This window comes from Arthrobacter sp. 9AX (assembly GCF_902506095.1).
Lineage (GTDB): Bacteria > Actinomycetota > Actinomycetes > Actinomycetales > Micrococcaceae > Arthrobacter.
Genome location: NZ_LR733293.1, coordinates 801,026 through 824,998, shown reverse-complemented (window position 1 = coordinate 824,998; position 23,973 = coordinate 801,026). Strand labels below are relative to the sequence as shown.

General features: G+C 66.8%; 20 protein-coding genes, 1 tRNA gene, 1 other RNA gene and 1 pseudogene. 12 read left to right on the top strand and 11 right to left on the bottom strand.

Annotated features, from left to right (window positions below; translation table 11 throughout):
• The first annotated feature begins 2 nt into the window (after positions 1-2).
• Together BACI348_RS03895 and BACI348_RS03890 are read left to right on the top strand one after the other, a co-directional pair.
• Positions 3-998, top strand: a complete 996-nt coding sequence (locus tag BACI348_RS03895) for a sugar phosphate isomerase/epimerase family protein (RefSeq protein ID WP_159824038.1) — start codon at positions 3-5, stop codon at positions 996-998.
• Between the two features lie 95 nt (positions 999-1,093).
• On the top strand, positions 1,094-1,627 hold the full coding sequence (locus tag BACI348_RS03890; protein ID WP_159824037.1) for a GNAT family N-acetyltransferase: 534 nt from the start codon (positions 1,094-1,096) through the stop codon (positions 1,625-1,627).
• 41 nt (positions 1,628-1,668) lie between these two features.
• Here BACI348_RS03890 and BACI348_RS03885 read toward each other — a convergent pair whose 3' ends face one another.
• Positions 1,669-3,816: an amylo-alpha-1,6-glucosidase gene (locus tag BACI348_RS03885; protein WP_159824036.1), complete on the bottom strand. Its 2,148-nt coding sequence runs from the start codon at positions 3,814-3,816 to the stop codon at positions 1,669-1,671.
• A gap of 52 nt (positions 3,817-3,868) precedes the next feature.
• Positions 3,869-4,930, bottom strand: a complete 1,062-nt coding sequence (locus BACI348_RS03880; protein ID WP_159824035.1) for a glycosyltransferase family 4 protein — start codon at positions 4,928-4,930, stop codon at positions 3,869-3,871.
• Between the two features lie 222 nt (positions 4,931-5,152).
• On the opposite strand from BACI348_RS03880, the gene BACI348_RS03875 reads away from it, so the two are divergent.
• Complete coding sequence (locus BACI348_RS03875) at positions 5,153-5,851, top strand: DsbA family oxidoreductase (protein ID WP_159824034.1); 699 nt, start codon at positions 5,153-5,155, stop codon at positions 5,849-5,851.
• Between the two features lie 42 nt (positions 5,852-5,893).
• Positions 5,894-6,544: a TetR/AcrR family transcriptional regulator gene (locus tag BACI348_RS03870; RefSeq protein ID WP_159824033.1), complete on the top strand. Its 651-nt coding sequence runs from the start codon at positions 5,894-5,896 to the stop codon at positions 6,542-6,544.
• An 8-nt stretch (positions 6,545-6,552) separates the two neighbouring features.
• Here BACI348_RS03870 and BACI348_RS03865 read toward each other — a convergent pair whose 3' ends face one another.
• Positions 6,553-7,227: a LytR C-terminal domain-containing protein gene (locus tag BACI348_RS03865; RefSeq protein WP_159824032.1), complete on the bottom strand. Its 675-nt coding sequence runs from the start codon at positions 7,225-7,227 to the stop codon at positions 6,553-6,555.
• Positions 7,220-7,519: a type II toxin-antitoxin system VapB family antitoxin gene (locus BACI348_RS03860; RefSeq protein WP_201298486.1), complete on the bottom strand. Its 300-nt coding sequence runs from the start codon at positions 7,517-7,519 to the stop codon at positions 7,220-7,222. Before BACI348_RS03860 ends, BACI348_RS03865 begins: the two co-directional genes overlap by 8 nt.
• Before the next feature lie 148 nt (positions 7,520-7,667).
• Between BACI348_RS03860 and BACI348_RS03855 the strand changes: the two genes are divergently transcribed.
• The gene (locus BACI348_RS03855) at positions 7,668-8,597 is read left to right on the top strand and encodes a hypothetical protein (RefSeq protein ID WP_159824030.1); all 930 of its coding nucleotides are present in this window, start codon (positions 7,668-7,670) and stop codon (positions 8,595-8,597) included.
• Positions 8,598-8,657: 60 nt separating this feature from the next.
• Positions 8,658-10,295: a stealth family protein gene (locus BACI348_RS03850; RefSeq protein WP_159824029.1), complete on the top strand. Its 1,638-nt coding sequence runs from the start codon at positions 8,658-8,660 to the stop codon at positions 10,293-10,295.
• 64 nt (positions 10,296-10,359) lie between these two features.
• Here the strand turns inward: BACI348_RS03850 and BACI348_RS03845 are convergent, their stop codons facing one another.
• Complete coding sequence (locus BACI348_RS03845; protein WP_159824028.1) at positions 10,360-11,289, bottom strand: phosphodiesterase; 930 nt, start codon at positions 11,287-11,289, stop codon at positions 10,360-10,362.
• A gap of 160 nt (positions 11,290-11,449) precedes the next feature.
• Positions 11,450-11,935: a glutathione peroxidase gene (locus BACI348_RS03840; protein WP_159824027.1), complete on the bottom strand. Its 486-nt coding sequence runs from the start codon at positions 11,933-11,935 to the stop codon at positions 11,450-11,452.
• A gap of 118 nt (positions 11,936-12,053) precedes the next feature.
• Between BACI348_RS03840 and BACI348_RS20595 the strand changes: the two genes are divergently transcribed.
• Positions 12,054-12,803, top strand: coding sequence for a hypothetical protein (locus BACI348_RS20595; protein WP_236557732.1), 750 nt, complete (start codon positions 12,054-12,056; stop codon positions 12,801-12,803).
• Positions 12,804-13,000: 197 nt separating this feature from the next.
• On the opposite strand, the pseudogene BACI348_RS20590 reads toward BACI348_RS20595, so the two are convergent.
• Positions 13,001-13,306: pseudogene (locus tag BACI348_RS20590) on the bottom strand (M23 family metallopeptidase); the annotation flags it as partial.
• A gap of 575 nt (positions 13,307-13,881) precedes the next feature.
• Between BACI348_RS20590 and BACI348_RS03830 the strand changes: the two are divergent.
• The gene (locus BACI348_RS03830) at positions 13,882-14,808 is read left to right on the top strand and encodes an oxygenase MpaB family protein (protein WP_159824026.1); all 927 of its coding nucleotides are present in this window, start codon (positions 13,882-13,884) and stop codon (positions 14,806-14,808) included.
• Positions 14,809-14,968: 160 nt separating this feature from the next.
• On the opposite strand, the gene BACI348_RS03825 is transcribed toward BACI348_RS03830, so the two are convergent.
• A tRNA-Ser gene (locus tag BACI348_RS03825) sits at positions 14,969-15,053 on the bottom strand.
• A gap of 316 nt (positions 15,054-15,369) precedes the next feature.
• On the opposite strand from BACI348_RS03825, the gene BACI348_RS03820 reads away from it, so the two are divergent.
• From BACI348_RS03820 to recR, 4 genes are all read left to right on the top strand, one after another.
• Positions 15,370-15,699, top strand: coding sequence for a YqfO family protein (locus tag BACI348_RS03820; protein WP_159824025.1), 330 nt, complete (start codon positions 15,370-15,372; stop codon positions 15,697-15,699).
• A gap of 40 nt (positions 15,700-15,739) precedes the next feature.
• Positions 15,740-15,836, top strand: an RNA gene (gene ffs, locus BACI348_RS03815) — signal recognition particle sRNA small type.
• Positions 15,837-15,887: 51 nt separating this feature from the next.
• Positions 15,888-19,475 (top strand): DNA polymerase III subunit gamma and tau, encoded by a 3,588-nt coding sequence (locus BACI348_RS03810; RefSeq protein ID WP_159824024.1) that lies wholly within the window; start codon positions 15,888-15,890, stop codon positions 19,473-19,475.
• A 39-nt stretch (positions 19,476-19,514) separates the two neighbouring features.
• Complete coding sequence (gene recR / locus BACI348_RS03805; RefSeq protein WP_159824023.1) at positions 19,515-20,114, top strand: recombination mediator RecR; 600 nt, start codon at positions 19,515-19,517, stop codon at positions 20,112-20,114.
• A 363-nt stretch (positions 20,115-20,477) separates the two neighbouring features.
• Here the strand turns inward: recR and BACI348_RS03800 are convergent, their stop codons facing one another.
• From BACI348_RS03800 to BACI348_RS03790, 3 genes are all read right to left on the bottom strand, one after another.
• Complete coding sequence (locus tag BACI348_RS03800) at positions 20,478-21,572, bottom strand: hypothetical protein (protein WP_159824022.1); 1,095 nt, start codon at positions 21,570-21,572, stop codon at positions 20,478-20,480.
• 93 nt (positions 21,573-21,665) lie between these two features.
• The gene (locus BACI348_RS03795) at positions 21,666-22,808 is read right to left on the bottom strand and encodes an ABC transporter permease (protein ID WP_159824021.1); all 1,143 of its coding nucleotides are present in this window, start codon (positions 22,806-22,808) and stop codon (positions 21,666-21,668) included.
• Entirely contained in the window at positions 22,805-23,770 is a 966-nt protein-coding gene (locus BACI348_RS03790) for an ABC transporter ATP-binding protein (protein WP_236557408.1), read from the bottom strand. Before BACI348_RS03790 ends, BACI348_RS03795 begins: the two co-directional genes overlap by 4 nt.
• Between the last annotated feature and the right edge of the window lie 203 nt (positions 23,771-23,973).

Sequence of the window (23,973 nt, the reverse complement as noted above, 5' to 3'; positions counted from 1 at the left end):
CCATGCCCCGCCCGTACACCCTGTTCACCGGCCAATGGGCCGACCTGCCCTTCGAGGAAGTCGCGCGCCTCGCGTCCGGCTGGGGCTACGACGGCCTGGAAATCGCCGTCTCCGGCGACCACCTGGACGCCTGGCGCTGGGACGAGCCCGGCTACGTCGAGTCCAAACTCGCCGTCCTGGACAAGTACAACCTCAAGGTCTGGGCCATCTCCAACCACCTCAAGGGCCAGGCCGTCTGCGATGACCCCATCGACTTCCGCCACGAAGCCATTGTCGGCGCCAAGGTCTGGGGTGACGGCGACCCCGAAGGCGTCCGCCAACGCGCCGCGGAGGAAATGAAGCACACCGCCCGGCTCGCCAAGGCACTGGGCGTGGACACCGTCGTCGGCTTCACCGGTTCCTCGATCTGGCAGTACGTCGCCATGTTCCCGCCCGTCCCGGAAAAGGTCATCGACGCCGGCTACCAGGACTTCGCCGACCGCTGGAACCCCATTCTGGACGTCTTTGACGAATGCGGCGTCCGCTTCGCCCACGAAGTCCACCCCTCAGAAATCGCCTACGACTACTGGACCACCGTCCGCACCCTCGAAGCCATCGGCCACCGCCCCGCGTTCGGCCTGAACTGGGACCCCTCCCACATGATGTGGCAGGGCATCGACCCCGTCTCCTTCATCTGGGACTTCAAGGACCGGATCTACCACGTGGACTGCAAGGACACCAAGGTCCGCCAAACCGGCCGCAACACCGTGATGGGCTCCCACCTGGCCTGGGGTGACCCCCGGCGCGGCTGGGACTTCGTCTCCGCCGGCCGCGGGGACGTCCCCTGGGAAGCGTCCTTCCGTGCCCTGACCGCCATCGGATACAACGGCCCCATCAGCATCGAATGGGAAGACGCCGGCATGGACCGCCTCCACGGCGCCCCCGAGGCCCTCGCCGCGCTCAAGAAGTTCGACTTCCCGCCGTCGAACACCTCCTTCGACGCCGCCTTCAAGCAGTAGCCCGAAGAGTTTTTGTCCAGGTATGCACGCGTGGGATGCCCCGAGCCCTGCATACCTGGACAAAAACTCCGAAGGCAGGCACGTAGAATCCCTGCATGCCACATTCCATCCGCACAGCAACAACGGACGACGCCCGGGCGCTGGCTGCCCTGGCGGCCGTCACCTTCCCGCTGGCGTGCCCGCCGTCGGCGTCGCCTGAGGATATAGCCGCCCACCTGGCCGGCACCCTCAGCGAACCCCACTTCGAGGCGTACCTCGCCGACCCCGATGTCACCATCCTCGTGATCGAGTCCGACGACGGGCTGCGCGGCTACAGCCTGCTGGTAAACCGGCCTGCCAACGATCCGGACGTTGTTGCTGCCCTGGACATCCTGCCGTCCGTGGAGCTCAGCAAATGCTACGTACACCCGGAGCACCACGGACTCGGAGCCGCGGCGGAACTGATGCATGCCAGCCTCGTGGCTGCAGCGGAAACCGGCGGGAGGGGCGTCTGGCTGGGAGTCAACAGCCAGAACGCCCGGGCCATCCGCTTCTACGAGAAGTCAGGGTTCCGGAAGGTGGGCACCAAGTCGTTCCGGCTGGGCACCACTGTGGAGCACGACTTCGTGCTGGAGCGCGCCGTCCCCTGACTGCCGCAGCCCCCTGAGGTTCGCCCCATAACACGCTGCCGTCACGCGTGCTGATGGGCATTGGGCGCGTAAGCCAGGGGCGGACGGGGTTCGGCCAGGAGCTTGAGTCCAGGCGGGAGCCCGTCAATGCTGCCACCGGTCCCATGCGCCCTGATAGTGATGCGGGAGGAGTCGATCCGGACATTCGCGGCCTGGAAGTCGCCCATGTCCTCGGGGAGGATCGGCGCCAGGTGCACCACTCCGTGGGTGTATACAGGGTCGAAACGAAGCAGCACGCGCATCAGCTGCACCGGGGCGGCCGCTGCCCAGGCCTGCGGCGAGCACGCAGTGGGATACGGCACGGGCCCGGGGAACTCGCCGCGGTCGAAACCGCAAAACAGTTCCGGCAGCCGCCCATCGAAGTGTTCGGCGGCGTCGATAAGGCCGGAGGCGACCCGCCGGGCCTCCTCCACGTATCCGTACCGCATCAGTCCCGTTGCCACGAGAGCGGAGTCGTGCGGCCACACCGAACCGTTGTGGTAGCTCACCGGGTTGTAGGCGCCCATGTCTGATGCAAGGGTCCGGATGCCCCAGCCGGTGAACATCTGGGGCGACATCAGGTGCTCCACCAGCGAGTGCGCCTTGTCCTCGTCCACGATGCCGGTCCAGAGGCAGTGGCCGATGTTGGACGTCAGCGCGTCCACAGGCCGCTTGTCCTTGTCCAGGGCCACCGCGAAGTAACCCTTGTCCGGCAACCAGAACTCCTCGTTGAACGCGGTCTTCAGCGTCGCGGCCTTGTCAGCCCAATGCTGTTCCAGCGCCACGTCGCCATCCCAGCGTGCCAGCAGGGAGCGGCCGATATAGGCGGAGTAGACATAGGCCTGGACTTCACACAGGGCTATGGGGGTTTCCGCAATGGTGCCGTCGGCGAAGTTGATGCCGTCCCAAGAGTCTTTCCAGCCCTGGTTCACCAGCCCATGGTCATTGGGACGCTGGTACTCAACAAATCCGTCGCCGTCGCGGTCACCATAGTTTTCGATCCAGTCCAGGGCCCGGTCGGCGTGTGGCAGCAGCGGATGGATGATCTCGCGCGAAAGGCCCCAGCGGCTAAGCTCCCCCAGAACGCCCACGAACAAAGGAGTGGCGTCGGCGGTGCCGTAGTAGGCGGTACCGCCGAGGGACAGCCCGGCAGTTACGCCCAGCCGCACCTCATGCGGAATCCGCCCTGGTTCTTCCTCGGAGCCCGGATCCACCTTGGTTCCCTGCAGCCCGGCCAGGGTCTGCAGGGTGCCGGCCGCCAGTTCCGGACTCACCAGCAGGGACATGTAGGACGTTAGCAGTGAGTCCCGGCCGAACAGGGCCATGAACCAGGGGGCGCCGGCTGCCACGGCCACCCGGCCAGGATGGTGCTCGTCGAAGATCCGCAGGGAACCCAGGTCGCTTTGGCTCCGGTTCAGCACGTCCTGCAGGTTGCTGTCCGTCACGGTGACCTGGGGGACGTTCTCCTCCCAGGCCCGGTGCCGCCGCACGCCTTCCCGGTGGCGTGGTGGCCGGCCTTCGGTGAAGGGCTCGGCAGGCGGCTGTCCGTTGACCAGCGGCACCACAATCACGCTGGTGGACCACTTGCCCCGGGCCGGCACCGTGGCGCGGAACCGGAGTCCGTCGGTGCTGACCTCGGCGCCGGCTGCCCGGACCGCCGTTCCCCGCCGCTGTCCGTGGCGCGCAGCTTCTATCACGAGGCTGCCGTCCACCACTTCGCTGACGGCGTCAGCGCCCCGTGTTGTCCGCCCGCCCTTGACGTCGAAGAGATCCGCCTGGTCTGCGTCCACCAGCAACTCGATGTCGCAGGCCACCGGCTCAGCAGAGTAGTTTTCCAGCGTGATGTCGTCCTGCAGACCGGGACCAATGTGGCGAACCTGCCGGACCACCAAAGGGCTGTCGAAGCGCCCGTCCGGCCACTTGGCCCGGCCCACGAAGGTGGCAGCGAAGGGTTGCGGCTTCTGTGCCACCAGCGGCTCCCGCAGTGAGCCGTTGATCCGAAGGACCCAACGGGAAATGATGCGGGTGTCCTGGAAGAATGCCCCGTTCGTGCCGCCGTCGGCACTGATATCACCCGTTTCGGACGAAATGCAGAACGAGGACCCCTCCACTACGGTGACCGAACCCGACTCGGATGCGCCGGCCTCGGTATCGGCGTTCCATGCGGTCATGAACGCACTCCTTCGCTAGGCGACGGCCCTGCCGCGGATCGCCAAGACCGTCTTAAAGATTCTGGTGCACGCGAACCGTATCCGGAACCCCTGCGGGCATCTCCCCGGCCAACAGTTTTTCGAACAGCTGCAGGTGGTCGTTGACCATGCGTGCCTCGCTGAACCTGTCCTCCGCCATCTTCCGGCATGCTGCCCGGCTCAGTGTTTCCGCCTCCTGGACAAAGCCCGCCAGCTGCTCCGTGCGCCCCAGGAACCCAGTACGGCCGTGGTCGATGATTTCGGGTGCAGAGCCGATCGGGGTGCCGATTACGGGCGTCCCCGTTGCCAGGGCCTCGATCATCACCAGCCCAAATGGCTCGGCCCACTGGATGGGATTGAGGAAGGCCAGCGCTTCGCCCACCAGCCCGTACTTGGCGGCATCATCGACTTCCCCAACAAAGTCCTCGTTGGGCCCCAGCATCGGCTCGATGACGTCGCGGAAGTAGCGGATCTCGTCCGGCTGGCGCATCTTGACCGCTATCCGCAGCGGCATCCCCGCCTCCCTGGCGATCACGATGGCCTCCAGCAGTCCTTTGTCCGGGCACGCCCGCCCGACGAAGCACAGGTACCCGCCGCTCCCCGATCCCACCGGCACCGAAGCCACATCCATCCCGTGGTGGATTACCCGCGTCACCGGCACCTCGGGCGCGCGCGAGCATTGGTCACGGGAGATGGCGATGACGGCAGCAGTGCGGCCGATGGCACGGTAAATGTCCACCGCTTCCGGGGTGAGAGGGCCGTGGATGGTGGTCACCACCGGAACCTGTCCGGGCCGGTGCAGGTACAGGGGGCCGGCGAGGGTGTGGTCGTGGATGATGTCCACGTCCTCCATGGCGCCGTAAGCACGGGTGACATGGCTCAGCTCCGAGATGGTAAAGCCTAGCCCGTCGATCTGCGCCGGCCGCATACCGGGAACCCGGGGCACCGGGCAGGTGCTGTCCGACGGCACCGCCAGGAGCACCTCGTGGCCGGCCGCAACAAAACCCATGGCCAGGCTGTCCACTACCCGTTCAATCCCGCCGTACGTCACCGGCGGAACCGGAATCCATGGTCCGCCAATCAGTCCTATCCGCATACCTGCCCCGCGAAGAATAGAGGCCGGGCTCCCCAGCTGGCCAAGCATAACCGTCCGCGGAACTGATGCGTACCGCGGTGTGATCTGGAGTGATCCGATGGCTTTTTGCTTAACCTTCCGCTGTCGACTATTCCCCACGATCAGCCACGCGACAAGCCCTACTGTGGGGTATCTAACACGTCTTTCCGGAATGACCGGCCACACCCCGGAGTTACCTCCAGCATGAAGATTGAGATTTGGTCCGATGTCGCGTGCCCGTGGTGCTACATCGGCAAGCGCCGCTTCGAGACAGCCCTTGCCGGCTTCGAGCACCGCGATGAGGTGGAGGTGACGTGGCGCAGCTACCAGCTGGACCCCACCCTGCCCGAGCACTACGACGGCACCGAACTGGAATACCTCAGCACCCGCAAGGGAATGCCTCAGCAGCAGGTCTCACAGATGTTCCAGCACGTCAGCGAGCAGGCAAGGGGTGAGGGCCTGGACTACCGTTTCGATTCCGTGGTGGTGGCGAACAGCTTCACCGCCCACCGCCTGATCCATCTCGCCGCCACGCATGGCAAGCAGGATGAAGCCAAGGAGCGCCTGCTCAGCGACCACTTCGAGCACGGCAGGGACATCGGCAGCCGGGAGTATTTGACCAACCTCGCGCTGGACCTGGACATCAGCAGGGCCGAGGCGGATGAGCTGTTCACCACGGACAAATACGCCGCCGACGTGCGGTCCGATTTTGAGGAAGGCCGTGCGCTGGGCATCAACGGCGTGCCCTTCTTCGTCATCGACCGGAAGTTCGGCCTTTCGGGCGCACAGCCGGCCGAAACCTTCGCGGCCGCGCTGAGCCAGGCATGGCAGGCCGCCAATCCCTTGGTCCTGGTCAACTCCACCGACGGCGACGCCTGCGGCCCCGACGGCTGCACCGTGTAACGGCCCACGCCGTTTACTGACACATCGCGGTAAAGTGTCTACATGCCCAGGATTTCAGCGGCCACCAACGCCGAGCAGCGCGCGGAGACGCAGCGCCGCATCCTTACCGCCTTCGGTGAGCTCCTCTTCTCCCACGGCCTGCCCGGGCTGACCATGACGGACGTGGCCCGGCACGCCGGGGTGGGCCGCACCGCCGTGTATAACTACTACGCGGACATCGAAGAGCTCCTGATCTCCTACGCCTTGGATGAGACAGAAAAGTTCCTGTCCGAGCTGCGCGAAGCGTTGGGCCGCCTGGACAACCCGGTGGAGCGGCTGGCCCTGTACGTCCGCGCCCAGGTGGTGGACCTCAGCCGCCGCCACCTCCCCCCGGGACCTGCGATGGGGGCTGTCCTCTCGCCGTCGTCCTTTGCCAAACTCGCCGACCACGTGGGCGAGTTGAGCGTGCTGCTGCAGGGCATCCTGCGTGACGGCATGGAGCAGGGCTACCTTCCCGCGGCCGACGTCGGCCAGCAGGCGCAGCTGATCCTCGGCACCCTGTCCTCCAGCGCCGCCCGCGGCAGTGACGAGCCTGCGGAGCTGGAAGCGCGCGTGGCCAGGACGGTGCGTTTCATCCAGCTCGGCGCCGGAGCAAGGTTCGACGACGCCGGCCGGCCCGTCCGCGTTGCCCCGCTTCCCGCCGTGGCCCGCTAAGTGATTCTTTAGCGGGTGGGCGCCGCCGAGGGCATGACCGGCCATTTGTCGTCGTCGGCGACGCGGCGGCTTTCGCGCGGGCAGCTGAGCTTGCCCGGCGTCTGGTCAATGAGCTCCGGCGCAGCCAGCGCCTTATAGTCCTGGGCCAGGATCACGTCCACGCTGCCGTCCGTCCTGCCGTCCTGGAAGTAGTCCGAGCCGGGCAGGTTGCGCTGGACGCTGAACGCCGCCGACTGGCCGGCCGGGCCGGACACCACGGCGGCAACTCCGCGGTAACCGGCCTCGATGTTGGCCACCGCGCCCACCACGAACTTCCTGCCCAGGAACTCGTCCGCGACTGACCGCGCCAGCCCGGGCCGGTTGGTCGAGTTGTAGACGTTGAGGTTGATTTTGTCGTTGGCGGTGTAGTCAAAGGTGCCGGCCGGACAGGTGGACACCGTCTTCTCCGCGGGCTCCGCAGAGGGAATCTTCAGCCGTCCGTTGATGATGGCCAGCGCGGTGATGATGGCGGCGGCGATCAGTCCGATGAGGAGCACCAGCACCACCCCGTGAAGCACGCGGCGGCGCACCCTGGCGGTGTCATCGGCGTCGCGCTCCGCTTCGAACGCGGCCCGCAGCTCCGGACCCGAAATAACGTGGTGGCCGTGGAGGACACTCAGGTCCTGCGGCTTGTTCCTAGCCATCTATGACCAGCACGCGGGCGTGGATCGCGGTGCGCTGGTGCAGGGCGGTCCGGACGGCGCGGTGCAGGCCATCCTCCAGGTACAGCGTCCCCTGGTACTGCACCACATGCGGGAAAAGGTCACCAAAAAAGGTGGAATCCTCGGCGAGGAGCGCCTCCAGGTCCAGGGTGCGCTTTGTGGTCACCAGTTCGTCCAGCCGCACCGGACGCGGAGGCAGCGCAGCCCATTCCCTCGGGGTGTTGTAACCATGGTCAGGGTAAGGGCGGCCCTCGCCCACAGCTTTGAATATCACCATGCCACCCTAGGCATCCATTGGGTCCAGCGAAAGTATCCGGCACGCCCCGGGGCAGGTTGTAGCCAAACAGTGACCATGTGTCACACGCGGTGGTCATCACCGGCGGGGCACCGGGAGTTCAGTGCCCTGCTGACAGAATAGAGACATGACCGCAACCGAGTTTCCCGCCTCCTCCGCCGCCGGCGTCCGCCCTCCCGCCGCGCCTCCCCTCGCGCTGCTGCTGGACGTAGACGGTCCGGTGGCGAGCCCCGTGACCCGCGACGTGAAACAGGAGATCATCGGTGACCTCGTGGCCCTGGCTGCTGCCGGGATCCCCGTCATTTTCAACACCGGCCGCTCCGATGCGTTTATCCGCGAGCAGGTGATGGAGCCGATGATCGCCGCGGGGATTCCGGCCGGCACCATCATCCACGCTATCTGCGAAAAGGGCGCTGTCTGGTTCAGCTACACCGCTGCCGGCCCGGGCCCCATCCACGTGGACCGTGAGCTGGCCGTACCCGCAGCCTACGGTGACGACATCCGCCGCATGGTGGCCGAGGACTATGCCACGCACATGTTCTTTGATGAAACCAAACGGGCGATGGTGTCCGTGGAGCAGCACATCGAGGTTCCCAGCGCCGAATACCTGGCCGAGCAGAAACTCTTCGACGCCGACGCCATGGAGCTCATGGCCCGGCACGGCCTGGGCGTGGTCCGGCTGGACCACCACGCCCCCAATTCCGACGACGACGTGGACTACCGCGTGGATCCCACCATCATTTCCACGGACATCGAGTCGGTCCGGCTGGGCAAGGACCTGGGCGCCAGCCGGGCGGTGGAGCTGCTGGCCGCGCAGGGCATCACCCCCCAGGCCTGGCGGACCGTGGGCGACTCGCGCACCGACTACGCCATGGCCGACTGGCTCCACCACAACGACCACGAGGTCAAGCATGTGGACGTCCGCCCGGCAGACGGCGTACCGGTCAAGCCCTACGACGTCCTGACCGCCGCGGACCTGGGACTGGAGGACTCGGTAATCCACGACGACGCCGGCGGAGCTTTCCTGCGCAGCTGGCGGGAGACGCTGGGCGCCTAACCCCATTCCTTACCCCGGACAGCCCGGTCCGAAACCTGCTGTTTCCACCGCGCGGCTATCATGCAGGTAGAGAGGCTTACTTTGACCACCATGGAGAACACCATTACAGAAGCACCGGTACAGGACGAGGTCTACTACGGCAGCCAGGCGTCCGTAGAAGAACAATTCCACGCAGAGGTTACCTCTGCCGCGGCTGAACAGCGCCTGGGGCACCGTGCCGATGTGCTCAGGCACAAGGGCCGCTACGCCCTGATCAACTACAACAGGACCCCGTACCAGGCCATGGTTGAGGACCTGTTGTTCCTGCGCAACGTTCTGGTCAATGCCGGCCTCGCGTACCTCCTGGTCCGCGGCAACAACGACCGCCCCGTCATTGCACTGGACTGGAAGGACCGGAAGAAGCTCCGCGCCGCCTTGGTGGAAGCCTGCCGGGATGAGCCGTTCTACTCCATGACCGTGGATGCCAAAAAGAAGACCTCCGTACTGGTGGCCGACGGCGAGCTGTCCTCCAACCGGCAGGCCCGCATCTTCCGCCTGTACCGGCCCCGCGTTGAACCGGTGGGTGGCTTCGAATTCGGCGCCTCAGCGGGTGTGCAGATCGAGCTCTGGGCTTTTGAAGGCGAGCAGCTGATCCTGCCCATCGAGAACTCCCTCACGCGCCGCACCATGCTGCGGCAGGACGCCGTCCGCGGCACCGTGGAACGCTACGGCCACACCTGGCCCACCATCGAGAACATGTTCGCCGACCACGCCAGCGACATCAGCTTCGACATCGACCTGGTGTTCTCCTGGGTGGACGGCAGCTCCCCCGAGTACATCGCTGCCCGGCGCTCGCAGCAGCAGGGTGTGGTCCTGGGCGAGGGTGACGACCACGAGGCCCGGTTCCGCCAGATCAACGAACTCAAGTACGCACTGCGGTCCGTGTACATGTTCGCGCCGTGGATCCGCCGGATCTTCATCGCCACGGACTCTCCCGCCCCGGCCTGGCTGGCGGACCACCCGGCGGTCACCATTGTCCGCAGCGAGGAGTTCTTCGCCGATCCTTCCGTGCTGCCCACCCACAACTCGCAGGCTGTGGAGTGCCAGCTGCACCACATCGAGGGGCTCTCGGAGCACTTCCTGTACTCGAACGATGACATGTTCTTTGGCCGCCCCGTGGGCCCGGACATGTTCTTCACGCCCGGCGGCATCACCAAGTTCATTGAGGCGGAAACCCGGATCGGACTGGGCGAGAACGCCGCCGAACGCAGCGGTTTCGAAAATGCCGCCCGCGTCAACCGGAAACTGCTGTGGAACCGGTTCGGACGGATCACCACCCGCCACCTGGAGCACACTGCTGCACCGCTGCGGCGCAGCCTGGTGGCGCAGATGGAGCAGGAGTTCCCCGACGAGTTCCGGAAGACGGCCGCCAGCCGGTTCCGGGCGGCGGACAACATCTCCGTCACCAACTCGTTCTACCACTACTACGCACTGCTCACCGGCCGCGCGGTCACCCAGACCGCCGCCAAGGTCCGGTACGTGGACACCACCATGCGCGCCGGGCTGAACTACCTGCCCAAGCTGCTGGCCAAGCGCAACATGGACTTCTTCTGCCTGAACGATGGCAGCTTCCCGGAAGTCGCCGCGGATGAACGGGCCGGGCTGGTGACGGACTTCCTGGAGAAGTACTACCCCATCAAGGCACCCTGGGAGAAGTAGGACAAAAGCGGGGTCCGGGCCGCCCGGCGGCACGGACCCCGCAGCACGTTGGCAGCCGCTGCCGTTATCGGCCCGTGCGCAGTCCGATCTTGCCGCTGCTGCTCTGTTTCGCTGTCTCCGGAATCCGGATCCCGGCAGCTGCCAGCCGCCGTTCCGTCTCTTCCGGCGACACATACTCGCCTACCGTCGTCGAACTTCCCAGCGGGACCACCGAGTGCACGATGGTGTGCTCGTAGACATGCACGAGGTTGAACGACTGCCCGCCGTCCTGCCCCCGGGTACCGCCCACGGCAACGTTCAGGTCCTGGGTGTAGCAGCTGGCGGAGGCGACGGAAACGGGCACACCGGCGAAGCTCGCCGTGGTGGAGTAGTGAAGGTGGCCGGCAAGGATGGTCCGAACATCCGAGTTCCGCACTACTGCCGCCAAGGATGCCTGGTCCCGCAACTCCACCAGGACCGAAAGGTCCAGCACGGAGGGCACGGGCGGGTGGTGGAGCGCAAGGATGGTGCCGTCCGGGGCCGGGGTGTCCAGTTCCTGCGCCAGCCAGTCGAGCTGGGCGTCATCGAGTTCGCCGTGGTGGAAGCCCGGGACCGAGGTGTCCAGGGTGATGACGCGCAGGCCGTTGATGAAGTAGCTGTGGTCCAGGGGGTCGTCGTTGCCGGGCTGGTCCAGCAGGCCTTTGCGGAGGTTGGCCCGGTTGTCATGGTTACCCATGGCCCAGATGACTTCCGCGCCCAGTTCCAGGCAGGCGGGCTCAACGATGGCGCGGAGCTTCACGTAGGCTTCCGGATCGCCCTTGTCCGCAAGGTCTCCGGTGAAGATGACTGCTTCCGGACGGGCCCCGGATGCCTTGACCTCTTCGAAGAGCTGGCTCAGCCGCGCTTCGCTGTCTACGACGCCGTAGAGGGGGTCCGGACCTCCCAACAAGTGGGGATCGCTCAGGTGGAGTAGGAAGTGGCGTGGCCGGGGGTGTTCGGCCTCGATGTGCTCCATTGCTACCTCTGTGGTCGGTGGGAAGCGGCTCTTCCCTTGTACCCTTCAGTAATCTTTATCCAATCAGACATTTGGCAAACTTTGGGTAAATCGCCGAAGCCCGTGTGGAAAAAGCTAAAAGAACTGCGCATTTTTGGAATTAATTCGGGAAAGCGCAGTCTCACCCCAAAGCGTTTTCGATGACGTCGATGATGTCCGCTGAGTCCGGCTCCACGGCGGGCGGGAAGCGGGCGGCCACTTCGCCGTCCCTGTTGACGAGGAACTTCTCGAAGTTCCACTTCACGAACCCCGGCAACAGCCCTGTTTTGAACCTGGTCAGCTCCGTGTACAGCGGGTGCTGGTCCTTGCCGCGGACGTCGGCCTTCATGGTGAGCGGGAACCTCACCCCATAGTTCCGCTCGCAGAACTCAGCGATTTCGTCGTCGCTGCCCGGCTCCTGGCCGGCGAACTGGTTGCAGGGCACAGCCAGGATTTCGAAGCCGCGGTCGTGGAACTTTTCATACAGCGCCTCAAGCCCGGCGTACTGGGGTGTCAGGCCGCAGTTGGACGCCACGTTGACCACCATCACCACCTTCCCCTTGAACCTGCCGAAATCGGTCCGGGTTCCGTCGTTCAGGGTCAGCGGGATGGAATACAAGGGTGTCACAGGCTGCGTCCTCAGGAAGTTGTTCATACAGGGAATTCGTTGCCAGTGGATCACGGTACTGGTCCGGGCTGGACGTTTCCTGGGCTGCTTCAAAGGTCGGGGGCAGGCTCCTCAGCCGGTGGGGAGCGCGGGCGCGGGCGACGGCGATCCGGTCGGGGATGCCGTTTCCACCGGCGACGACGTCGGAGCCGGGGCAGGGGGTGTGGATGTCGGGGCCGGCGCGGGCGCGGGTGACGACGTGGGGACCGGCGCGGGTGAAGAGGGGGCCGGCGCGGGTGACGTCGGGCCCGGAGCAGGAGCGGGCGGCGGCGGTGGCGGTGAAGTCGGGACCGGCGCAGGCGCCGGGGGTGCCGACGTCGGCGTGGGAGCAGGTGTCGGCGTGGGAGTAGGCGTTGTGGCCGGTGCAGTCGGGGTTGGCGTCGGTGTCGGAGTTGGGGTTGGTGTCGGAGTTGGGGTTGGTGTCGGGGTTGGTGTCGGCGTTGGTGTGGGGCTCGGCGTGGTGGGCGTTGGCGAGGGCGAGGCCGGGGACGTCCCCGTGGGTGACGGAGACGCTGTGGTTCCGCCGGTCGTGGACGTCCCGCTCGGCGACGGGGACGAAGTGGTCCCACCCGTCGTCGTGGACGTCCCGCTCGGCGACGCAGACGCTGTGGTCCCGCCCGTTGTCGGGAACGTCCCGCTCGGCGACGCAGACGCCGTGGTCCCGCCCGTTGTCGGGAACGTCCCGCTCGGCGACGCAGACGCCGTAGTCCCGCCCGCCGTCGTGGACGTACCGCTGGGCGAGGCGAACGGTGACGGCGACAGCACACTGGGGCCGAACGGTGTGGCAGCCTGGGTGGCCGGCGTTCCGCCACCGGCTTCAGCCCCGTAACCGTCCGAATCAATGCCCACGGCGGGCAGCACCCACTGCAGCCAGCCCAGCGGCGAACCGCTGCCGGGGGCGTAACTGCGCAACTCTTCGGTTCCGTTGTCCGCCAGCGGGCGCAACGGCAGCAATCCCCATGTCAGCGGACTGATGTGCCGGCCGTTAAGGATCGTCTCGAAGTGAAGGTGGCAGCCCGTAGACCAACCGGTGCTGCCCACCTCGGCGATGAGCCCGCCCACATTGACCTTGTCGCCTGTCCGCACGGCAATGGCTTCGAGGTGGTTGTACGTGGTGATCAGGCCGTTGCCGTGGTCGATCTCCACCCGGTTGCCGCCACCCCAGGGGTGCCAGCCGGCGGCGCGGACCACTCCCGAATCGGCGGCGTACACTTTCGTTCCGCACGGCGCGGCGTAGTCCTGGCCGAGGTGGAAGTCGCCGGCGCTCCCGGACAGCGGGCTCACCCGGAAACCGAAGGGTGACGTGGGGACGAGCGAGTCCAGTGGTGCCATCAGGAAGCCGGCCGGTGGCCGGTCCAGCCCGGCGTGCCCTACTGACAGCGGAAAGGGGCTCGTACCGCTGTAGCCGCCCAGGGCAGGGCGTGGGAAGGGAACCTGAGCGTCCGGATCGCCGAAGATGGTGCCCTGCAAAGTACCGGCCCCAACACTGTCCGACGGCGTTTCACCGGTCCGCCCGGACAGCACGGCGGTTGCACCAGGCGCGGCGGATACGGCAGCCCTGCCGGCAGAGCCGGCTGCTGTGGCGTTGAATTCTTCCGCGCTGCCCGAGAGGTTCAGGGCCCAGACGGAGAGTGCAAGGGCACCCGTGGCAGCGAACGCGCGCACCACGGAAACGTGCGGACGGCGCGGCACCGTGGGCTTATCTGGTCTCCGATGATTCCCCAAAAGACTGACTCCAGAACATGATCACCGCCCGCTGTCATGACGATATCTCCCATGGGACCACACGGCCGGAAGCCTGTGAACCCCGTAGCGCTGCTCTGTCCAAATAATTGAGCAAACCTTGCGGAACAGGGCACCGCGTCCTGTCCTGCCGCTGGCGGCCCCGTCATGGGCAACAATGGGACATGCGCAGTTTCCTCCGGACATGGCAGGACGAACTCAAGAAAACCTTCACCGGGAGGGCCGATGCCGTCCCGGGCTGGGTAACAGACCTGGCCGAGGGAAACGATCCCGGCTACCACCTCCCGGGCTCGGCGGTGTGGGCCGTGCATGGCTCCATGTCACCGATCGTGGCCGGAATCCGGACGCTGCTGATGCAGTCCCTCCACCCGGGCGCGCTGGCCGGTGTGCACGAGCACTCCGGCTTCCGCGAGGATCCACTGGCCCGCCTGGCGGCGACCATCCGCTGGATCTTCACCGTGACATACGGATCCAAGGCGGCCGCCGAGGAAGCGTCGCGGCGCGTCCAGCGGCTCCACGAGCCGGTACAGGGCAGCTTTGTGGACAACCGGGGAGCACCGCGCAACTACAGCGCCAACGATCCTGAACTGGCAGGCTGGATCCATATCGCCTTCACCGACGCCTTCCTCACAGCCCACAAATTATGGGGCGGCCCCATCCCCGGCGGGCCGGACGCGTACGTCCGCGAATGGGCCCAGGCCGGGAGGCTGATGGGCGTCGAGGATCCGCCCCTCAGCGAGGCAGACATGCGGGCGCAGCTGGACCGGTGGTACGGGAGCGGCGAGCTGCGCGGGGACAACAGGGTGGCGCAGACGGTGGAGTTCATCCGCAACGCGCCGCTGAACCCAATGCTTCGGCCCGGGTACCGTGTCCTGTTCGCCGGGGCGGTCTACAGCCTGGAGCCCCGATACCGGCGGATGCTTGGACTCTCCGTGCCGCGGCTGGGCCCCTTCCCGCTCCCCGTGAAGCTGGCCACCAAAGTGGTGCTCGGCGTCGTCCGCCTTGCCCTGGGCCGGCGCGGACCCAGCGAACTTGCGGCCAGGAAACGCCTTCGCCGGCTCGGGTTTGGTGACATTGCCGGGAGCCGTTGAAGCGGCCAGCAGGAGGAGCGGCCGGGGCAATGGGGCGGGCCTATCGGGCCTGGGCACGCGGCCGGGCCACGGCCGGGGCAATGGGGCCGGGGCCAGGGCTATGGCCCCGGGCAAACGAAAGAACCCGGTCCCGCACAGTGCGGGACCGGGTTCCAACCGGCGGAGAATGGGGGATTTGAACCCCCGAGGGCGTTAACCCAACACGCGTTCCAGGCGTGCGCCATAGGCCGCTAGGCGAATTCTCCAACTGCTTCTGAATCAAAAGCAGGTACTAGACTACCTGAACTTTTCCGCATCGCCCAATTGGCGGTCCCGGGCCTGGATTTGCGGCTTTCCGCGCTGCTCTGGCATGCCCGGGGCTTAACCCAGAAATGGACGCCCCCAACGCGCCCATTCCATCGGAACACCGTTGAGCTGCCGGGTCCGGCCCCGTTCAGCCAGGCCCCGCAGCTCACAATCTTGAGATTGCCCCAATCGGTGTACATACCCATGATCGTGGCTGCGCCGTGGATAAGCAATGAATTTCCTGCCTTGGCTTGGCGGATGCGGAACGATGGGGGCATGAGCGAACTGCACGCCCTGGTGTTTTACGTTCCGGACACCCACACCGAACGGCTGCTGAAGGCGATCGGTGACGCCGGAGCCGGACGCATCGGAAACTACTCGCACTGCTCCTTTACCTCGCGGGGAACGGGCCGCTTTATGCCCCGGGACGGCGCCAATCCGTACCAGGGGCAGGTGGACGTTCCGGAAGAAGTGGCCGAGGACCGGGTTGAATGCGTGGTTGAAGGGCAGCTGCTGGAAGCGGTGGTGGCGGCGTTGCGGGCCACGCACCCGTATGAGGAACCTGCCGTGATGAGCTGGCCGGTTGAGTCCTGGCGGCCGGCCTGAGGCCGATTCGAGTCGCGCCTGAACTTCGGGTAAAGTAACTGGCGGCCCCTCATGTGGCGTCATCCTGTTGAACTCCCCCAGGACCGGAAGGTAGCAAGGGTAAATGGGCTCTGGCGGGTGCATGGGGGGTCTTTACTATTCCCCCACAGGGCGGCAGACCGTCAGCCCGGATTGGTAGGGTTTTCTCTGTGACAGTTACTACCGCCCTCTACCGCAGATACCGTCCAGACTCGTTTGCTGACGTTATCGGGCAGGAGCATGTCACCGAGCCGCTCATGACGGCTTTGCGGAAAAACCGCGTCAACCATGCTTATCTCTTTTCCGGCCCCAGGGGCTGCGGCAAGACCACCTCGGCACGCATCCTTGCCCGCTGCCTGAACTGCGCCGAGGGTCCCACGGACACCCCGTGCGGCACCTGCCCCAGCTGCATTGAACTTGCGCGCGGCGGCTCCGGGTCACTGGATGTCATCGAGATCGATGCCGCCAGCCATGGTGGTGTGGACGACGCCCGGGACCTCCGCGAGCGCGCCACGTACGCTCCCGTGCGGGACCGCTACAAGATTTTCATCATCGATGAAGCCCACATGGTCACGTCCGCCGGATTCAACGCCCTGCTGAAGATCGTTGAAGAACCGCCTGAACACATCAAGTTCATCTTCGCCACCACGGAACCGGACAAGGTCATTGGCACCATCCGGTCCCGGACGCACCACTACCCTTTCCGGCTGGTGCCGCCCGAGCCGCTGATGGCTTACCTGGAACTCCTGTGCAACCAGGAAAATGTTCCGGTGGCGCCCGGAGTGCTGTCGCTGGTGATCCGCGCAGGCGGCGGTTCAGTCCGTGACTCCCTCTCGGTCCTGGACCAGCTGATGGCGGGCGCCGGGCCAAACGGCCTGGACTACGAGCTTGCCGTTGCACTCCTTGGCTACACCCACGCCTCCTTGCTTGATGACGTTGTGGAGGCCGTTGCCGCTTCGGACTCCGCCACCGTCTTCCGTGCCGTGGACAGGGTCATCCAGACAGGCCATGACCCCCGCCGGTTCGTCGAGGACCTGTTGGAACGCTTCCGCGACCTCATCATCGTCCAGGCCATGCCGGAGAGCGCGCAGACCATCCTCCGCGGCATGCCCGCGGACCAGATTGCGCGGTTGAAGAACCAGGCCCACAACCTTGGAGCGGCCGAGTTGTCGCGGGCCGCGGACGTCACCAACACCGCGCTGACGGAGATGACCGGTGCCACGTCCCCGCGGCTGCACCTGGAACTCCTGTGCGCCCGGATACTGCTGCCCAGCTCAGAGCAGAACGAGCGTGGCATGGCTGCCCGGATTGACCGCGTGGAACGCCGGCTCAATTACGCCGGGAACGACGTCGGTGCTCCCGCCGCCGTCTCCCCTGGGCACCAGCCGGCGCCGTCAGGTGATGGCGCATCTGCGCGGAACCCGGCAGCCGCCGGAAACGCAGCCAGTGGGCCGGTACCGGCCGCAGGTGCCGCCCGGCCGGAGCCCGTGGCCCCCGCAGCAGTGGCTGCAGCACCTGCTGCGGCAGCATCTGCTGGTACAGAACCGGCTGCTGTTGCGGAACCTGACGTTGCTGGTTCTTCCGGGCGCGGGCCGTCTGTGCCGGCCGCAGCTCCGGAGACCGCGGCGGCTGGCGGCACCGCTCCGGCCGGCGCTGAATCCCGTGCACCGCTGACCGCACCCCGTGTCAGCACGAGCGACTGGCCGGTTGAATCTCCCGAGGGGACCCGTCCCCCTGCCGCCGGCGCACGGCCTGACGCGCCGGCTCCCGAGGGGACCCGTCCCCCGGCTGGTCCACGGCCAGACGCTGCGGCCCCGGCGCAGCCCCAGCCCTCCGCTGTGGCGCCGGCACATTCCGGAACAGCTCCTGCCGGGCCGGCACAACCCCGGACCGCTTCTGCGGGTCCTGCTCCTTCCCGTCCGGAAACTTCCGTTCCCGCGTCTTCGGGTCCCGGGGCACCCCCGGCGGCCATGGGAGACGTCGAAGTGCTGCGCCGCGCGTGGCCGGACGTCCTGCAGACGCTGGCGAAGATCAAACGCAGCACCTGGGCACTCGTTGAGCCGAATGCACAGGTTGGCGCCTTCGACGGAAGCACGCTGACTCTTTCGTTCAGCACGTCCGGACTCGCGGGCGCTTTCGGCCGGGCCGATCATTCGGAAAACCTGCGGCAGGCAATCCACAAGACCGTGGGCATCGACTGCCAGATCACGGCGGTTGCCGGCGGTGCAGCCGGCGGGGTTGGCGGGGCTGGCCGGGCGAGCTCTGAACCAAACCCAAAAGCACCCGCTAGCCGGCCTGCCCCGGCAACGTCAGCCGACGTTGCCTGGGGGCTGGCACCCGCACCGTCGGCTCCGGAGATGGGAGCAACACCGGTGTCACCCCGTCCGGCTCAGACACCCCCGGCCCAGACAACAGCAGCCTCCCCGGCGGCCCCGCCCGCCCAGGCGTCACCGGTTCAACAGGTGCCGGCATCTCCCGCTGCCCAGTCGGCTCCAGCCCCGTCGGCTGAACCGGCATCTCCTGCTGTCCAGTCGGCTCCAGCCCCGCCGGCTCAACCGGCATCTCCCGCTGCCCCTTCAGCACAGGCTCCTTCGAACCCGACGAACCGGAGTCTGCCTGCCCAGGCCCCTTCGGTTCAGGCCGACCCTTATGGCGCTGCCGGTGACTACTCGTATTCTGACGACGATTGGGGTCCGCCCAGGGACGAGGACGCTCCCCCGCTGGAGGAAGAGCCTCCTTTGGACTGGAATCCTTCGGCACGCCCACAGCCTCGCGCCACCGGAGCTGTGGCCGAACAGCGCAGCGCCAAAGCCTCCGGAACTGCCAGCGCTTCAGCCATCGAAAACCTGGAAGGCAGCCAGCCTGGAACCCGGGCCAGCACCGGGACCCCGGCAGACACTGGAGCAGTGCCTTCCAAGACGGCAGCGGCTGGGGATGCACCACATGATCCCTGGACCCGTGCAGTGGAACAGGCACCGGGCGTCTGGGTGGTCGGCGAGGAAAGCAACATCGGCAAGTCCGCAGCTGCCGGCCGTCCGGAAACGGGGCCTGCCGCCCCCGCTCCAAACCACCACTACGAACCAGCCACTGCCCAGGTTCCCCCTTCGATACCGGTCAACAGCGCGGCCGCTGCGGTGGACGCGGAGTGGGGGTTAGCGGCCCCCGTATCATCGACGCCCGGATCGGCGGGGCAGGGCACCGAACCCGGCCGCTCCGTTCCAGCCGGCATCACCACCGCAGGCGTCGGTCCGAGCTCCTCCAACCCGAGCTCCTCCAACCCAGGCGCCTCCAACCCGCGCCCTTCGAGTCCCGATCCCGCCGGATACGCTCCGGCGCGGCCGCGTGAATACGCCATGGCATCAGCCGCCCCGGCCGCCGCGCCGGCTCCTGCGGCTGCTCCGGCTCCTGCAGCACGGCCAGTTGCAGCCCCACCCGCACAGGCTGCACCGGCACAGGCTGCACCGGCGTCTCCTGCTTCGTTGGCGTCCTCCGCTGCTGCGGCTTCGCCCTCAAACGGCGGGCGCCAGAGCCTCTACCAACGTTTGTCCAACAGCCCCGAAGCAGAGGCGGGCCGGGCCAAGGCCCCCACCCGCGCCGTCCCGGCGGCAGCCACGTACGTCCAGGACATCCCGAGCCCCGACGATGAGACTATTGAGGCATCCGGTGTCTTCGGCCGTGCAGCGGTGGAACGTATCCTCGGCGGGAAGCTGATCGAGGAGCGTTCCCTCGACGGCAGCCCGGTCACGCCGCGCTACTGATCCGACCACCATCCACCCCCCCCAGATAAAGAGGAAAACGTGTACGAAGGTGCTGTCCAGGAGCTGATTGACGAGCTCGGACGCCTTCCCGGCGTGGGCCCCAAATCCGCACAGCGGCTGGCGTTCCACATCCTTGAAGCGGACCCGCAGGACATGAAGCGGCTGGTGGAAGCCATCACCACGGTGAAGGAACGGGTCAAGTTCTGCACCGTCTGCGGCAACGTCACGGAGCAGGAACTGTGCAACATCTGCCGTGACCCCCGCCGGGATCCCGCGGTGATCTGCGTTGTGGAGGAATCCAAGGATGTGCTCGCGGTGGAACGTACGCGGTCTTTCCGCGGCCGGTACCACGTGCTGGGCGGCGCGATTAATCCGATCGGCGGCATCGGTCCGGAGCAGCTGCGGATCCGCGAACTGCTCACACGGCTGAACGACGGCGCCATCCAGGAAGTCATCATCGCCACCGATCCCAACCTTGAGGGAGAGGCAACGGCCACTTACCTGGCCCGGATGCTGAAAACCATCGGGATCGCAGTGACCCGCCTGGCGTCCGGGCTGCCCGTGGGCGGCGATCTCGAATACGCGGACGAGGTCACGCTGGGGCGCGCCTTCGAGGGCCGCCGCAACGCCCTCACCTGAGGCCGGGCAGAGAAAAGGCCGGACAGAGAATGGCCCCGGGAGGGATGACGCCGCTGGTTACCGAGCGGCTGGTGATCCGGTGGTCAAAGACTCGGACGAGGCAGCCATCCACACGTACCACAGCAACCTCGCGGCCACCCGGTATCTCTCCCACGAACCACTTTCCGTGGCGCCCAACAGGGAACGGCTGACAAAGCTCTTGGCACTGGCCCGGGCGTCGCAGCGGCAGTCTATGAGCCGAACACTCCATCCATCAGGCTCCTCCGGAACCCCGGGTTCCGGGATGACCCGGTTGATCCCGCCAACGGGGAAGGCGCGGGCAAGGGCCTTTCCTTGCTGATGTTTCGGCTGGACCGTCCGGACTCATCCGCCTGAGGCGGACCTGCGCCCGGCGGCCAGGTAACCACCGGCCATAAACGCCCCGCCCGTGATCATTTGCAATGCGATGCCAACTGCTGCCAGCGGCAGGTCCAGGTCCGGTCCTGCTCCGTCGTGCTCCTGGCCCTCTATACAGGGGACCTGCGAGCCGTCAGCAGCGTTTTCCGCCTCCCCCGGCAGCCATCCCAGCGCGCCTTCCTCTGAACCGGATTCCCCTGTCAGCAGGATGAAAAGGACCAGCGGATTGCCTGCGGCCATCCAGGCGATCCGCCCGGTGTGATAGACCTCGGTGAAGCCCCGCAACTCCGGCAGGCATTGCCACGACACCAGCCGCCCGGCGTCGTCGCGTTGGATGTTCACGGCCACCAGGACACGTTCGGAGCTCCGGACAGCGGGAAGCATTGCCGCAACGGCAAGCATATTTCCCGCCAGGAGCACCAGGACCGACGTCCACGCGACAATCCGCCCGGCGATTTTCCCGAACCACCAGGACGTGCCCACCCCAATTGCGCCAAAAACCACGAACTCCAGTAGAACCAAGGCTGCTGCCACCCCGGCTATCGCGGGGGATGACTCCGTTGCGTAGGCAAGGCCAAGCAGGAAGAGCGCGGACAGCATGGCAAAGACCGCACCACGGCCCCACACCACAGTCCAGCGCAGGAACAACCCTTCAGGTGGCGGGCCTCCTTCGGCAGGCCCCGGATGCCTCCCCCACCTGACAGCCAGGACGCAGGAAACCACCACCAGCACCACCGCCGTCAAAATGTACGCTGCTCCGGGGGCATCGGGCGGCACATCGCCGCCGGCCGCCACCACCGTCAACAGCGCAGCACCCAGGGACACCACAAGAATCAGGATCGCCTGCCACCAGAACCGTCCTGACCGGACGTACCCGGCAACGTCCACCAAGGCCTGGCCCAGGAGCACCCGGGCAGCGCCCGGGCCTGGCGGCAGGCCGTCGTCGTCCTCAGCGCCCGCGGAGCTCAGCCCGCCCGCGCCACCCAGCCCGCCCGCGCCAATGACCTCGTACACGGGTTCTTCGACGCCCCGGCCATCGTCTTGCCGTTCGTCACCAGCCACAGTTACAGCCCCACATCCCAAAACAGGCCCGGCCCCGGCGGTCACGGGTAATCCCATGGTGGTCCGCCGCGCCGGGCCTGTCCACAGGAGCGGTCAGGCTATGCGGGTTCCCCGTGCCAGCCTGCGGGCCGGTGTGCGCAGCGCGCGCCAGCCCAGCCACATCAGCAGTGCCGCCACCAGGAGCTGCAAACCCAGGCCGAGCGGCCACAACGGGGTGGACTGTGCCAGATACCTCGGCTTGACCTCCCCGTTTGCGCAGGGAAACGTCCCCTCAGGGCCAGCCATCGCGTACCGGGCCCCCTGGCTGATGGTCTCTATCGCCCCCACCGACGAATAGTTCCGTTCCTGCGAGCGGTCCTTGTAGGGGATTGCGTCCGCCACCACCACGTAGGGGTTCATCGCCAGCAGCCACGCCACCCGTTCTGTCCGCATTGCGCTCTGTTCCTGCAGCGGTCCGGTGCAGGTGTACTCGGGTTCGATCGGCCCTTGCTGGCTCTCCTCCCGAAGCGGCTCGTACGTGCGGTACTCCGCCTGGTTTGCCATGACGGTGCCGTGCGTCAGCCCCGTGCCCAGCCCGAAAGCGATGAGGGTGCCCACGGCAAGCCCCGCCACGGCCAGGTACGTGACCACAATCGAAAACAGCGGCCGGCCGGCGAGCGCCGAGATGCCAACCCCGATGGCGCAGACCACCCCAACCTCAACGGCAAGCATCAGCAGCGCCACCAGCACATGGCCGGGGGTCATTCCACCCAGTGCCACCCCGATCACCAGGAACGGTGTGCTGGCTGCCAGGAAGGCCAGGGCAGCCACCCATGCAGCAAAAAATTTGCCCCACAGGATCTGGCCGGGCTGCAGCAGTGTCACCTGGAGGATGGCCAGCGTCCCGCCTGCCCGGTCACCGTTCACGGCGTTCGCTGACAGTGCCGGGGCAACAAGCAGCGCAAACAGGAGCACGAAGGCGAGGACCACCTCGAAGATCATTGACCCTGGCCCGGTCTCGGGCGGGGCCACGTAGCCGGGGTAGTCGCGCTGCACCGCCTGGGATGCATTCCAGCTGGCCCACGTCAGCCAGGTCACCAGCCCGGTCAAGGCAAACCAGATGGCCAGCATGATGTACCAGCCGCGGGACCTCAGCCGTTGCTTGAGCTCAAGCACCACCACGTCCCGGATGCCGGCCAGGTAGCCGCCCCTGGTTCTGCCGCCGGTGTCCTGCCGGTCTTTGGTAGCGTGGCTCATTGCCGCTCCCCCTCGAGGCTCATGTATGTCTCTTCAAGGGCGCCTGTCGCCGGGGCAAAGGAAGTTACCCCGACGCCGGCAAGCACCAGATCGCGCAGCAGCCGTTCGGCGTCGCTGTCGCCGCCCAGAACCAGGCTGATGGCCGGGCGGCGCCCGTCCTCGTGGCGGAATGCCACGCCCAGCCCGGCCAGCTTGGCGGCGAGCGCGGCCATGTCGGAGGCTGTGACGGCATACCGCCTTCCCGCCGCGGCAGCCTGCTCAGTGGTTTGCTGCCTGACGGTACGGCCCTTGTTGACGAACACCGCGCCGTCGGCAATCTCATCCAGTTCGCTCAGCACGTGGGACGAAACCACCACTGCTTTCCCCTCGGCTGCCAGTTGGCGCAGCATCAACCGAAGCTCCACCCGGGAGCCGGGGTCCAGGCCGGACGCCGGCTCATCGAGCAGCAGGACAGAAGGGTCGTGGATCAGGGCACGGGCCAGGCTGAGCCGCTGCTGCTGCCCGCGGGACAGCACCCGCGCCGGCTGGTCAGCAAGCTCGTCCAGCCGGACCCGTTCGAGCAGCTCCGCCACCCGCCGCCCGATACCCTGCGCCGGAAGCCTGTAGAAGCGGGACATCTGGGTGAGGATTTCGCGCGCCGTCAGCGATTCCCACACCCCCAGTGTGTCCGGCATCCAGCCCAGCCGGCTGCGCACCTCTGCACGGTGGCGGACCGGATCCAGTCCCCCCACACTGATGCTGCCCTCATCGGGTGCCAGCAACGATGCCAGCATCAGCAGCAGCGTCGTTTTGCCGGCGCCGTTCGGGCCGATCAGGGCTGTCACCTGGCCCGCCGGGGCATGGAAGTCCATATGTTCAACGGCGTGAACCGCGCCGAAGCTGCGGCTGACCGCCCGGGCAGTGATGCCGTCGCCGGGTTCCCGCCCGTCCACGCCGTCCGGTAATTCAGAAATCATTGCCATGTAATGCGCACCTGTCCCCCACAGTTTTTGATGCATGCTGACAGTTCGAGCGTACGCCTGCGGAGCATGCCGGCAGGCTCCCCCCGGGCTGAGATTCGGTCACAATTCAACCCCTGGCCACGGGCGGCGATAAACTGGTCCGGAGAAGTCGCGCCAACAGCGGCGTTAGTTCCAGGGTCAGGGCCAACACAGCGTTACGGCTG

What these genes read in the sequence shown, in the direction of transcription:
- BACI348_RS03895 (WP_159824038.1), top strand. Translation starts at nt 3, where the DNA reads ATGCCCCGCCCGTACACCCTGTTCACCGGCCAATGGGCCGACCTGCCC.
- BACI348_RS03890 (WP_159824037.1), top strand. Translation starts at nt 1,094, where the DNA reads ATGCCACATTCCATCCGCACAGCAACAACGGACGACGCCCGGGCGCTG.
- BACI348_RS03885 (WP_159824036.1), bottom strand. Translation starts at nt 3,816, where the DNA reads ATGACCGCATGGAACGCCGATACCGAGGCCGGCGCATCCGAGTCGGGT.
- BACI348_RS03880 (WP_159824035.1), bottom strand. Translation starts at nt 4,930, where the DNA reads ATGCGGATAGGACTGATTGGCGGACCATGGATTCCGGTTCCGCCGGTG.
- BACI348_RS03875 (WP_159824034.1), top strand. Translation starts at nt 5,153, where the DNA reads ATGAAGATTGAGATTTGGTCCGATGTCGCGTGCCCGTGGTGCTACATC.
- BACI348_RS03870 (WP_159824033.1), top strand. Translation starts at nt 5,894, where the DNA reads ATGCCCAGGATTTCAGCGGCCACCAACGCCGAGCAGCGCGCGGAGACG.
- BACI348_RS03865 (WP_159824032.1), bottom strand. Translation starts at nt 7,227, where the DNA reads ATGGCTAGGAACAAGCCGCAGGACCTGAGTGTCCTCCACGGCCACCAC.
- BACI348_RS03855 (WP_159824030.1), top strand. Translation starts at nt 7,668, where the DNA reads ATGACCGCAACCGAGTTTCCCGCCTCCTCCGCCGCCGGCGTCCGCCCT.
- BACI348_RS03850 (WP_159824029.1), top strand. Translation starts at nt 8,658, where the DNA reads ATGCAGGTAGAGAGGCTTACTTTGACCACCATGGAGAACACCATTACA.
- BACI348_RS03845 (WP_159824028.1), bottom strand. Translation starts at nt 11,289, where the DNA reads ATGGAGCACATCGAGGCCGAACACCCCCGGCCACGCCACTTCCTACTC.
- BACI348_RS03830 (WP_159824026.1), top strand. Translation starts at nt 13,882, where the DNA reads ATGCGCAGTTTCCTCCGGACATGGCAGGACGAACTCAAGAAAACCTTC.
- BACI348_RS03820 (WP_159824025.1), top strand. Translation starts at nt 15,370, where the DNA reads ATGAGCGAACTGCACGCCCTGGTGTTTTACGTTCCGGACACCCACACC.
- BACI348_RS03795 (WP_159824021.1), bottom strand. Translation starts at nt 22,808, where the DNA reads ATGAGCCACGCTACCAAAGACCGGCAGGACACCGGCGGCAGAACCAGG.
- BACI348_RS03790 (WP_236557408.1), bottom strand. Translation starts at nt 23,770, where the DNA reads ATGGCAATGATTTCTGAATTACCGGACGGCGTGGACGGGCGGGAACCC.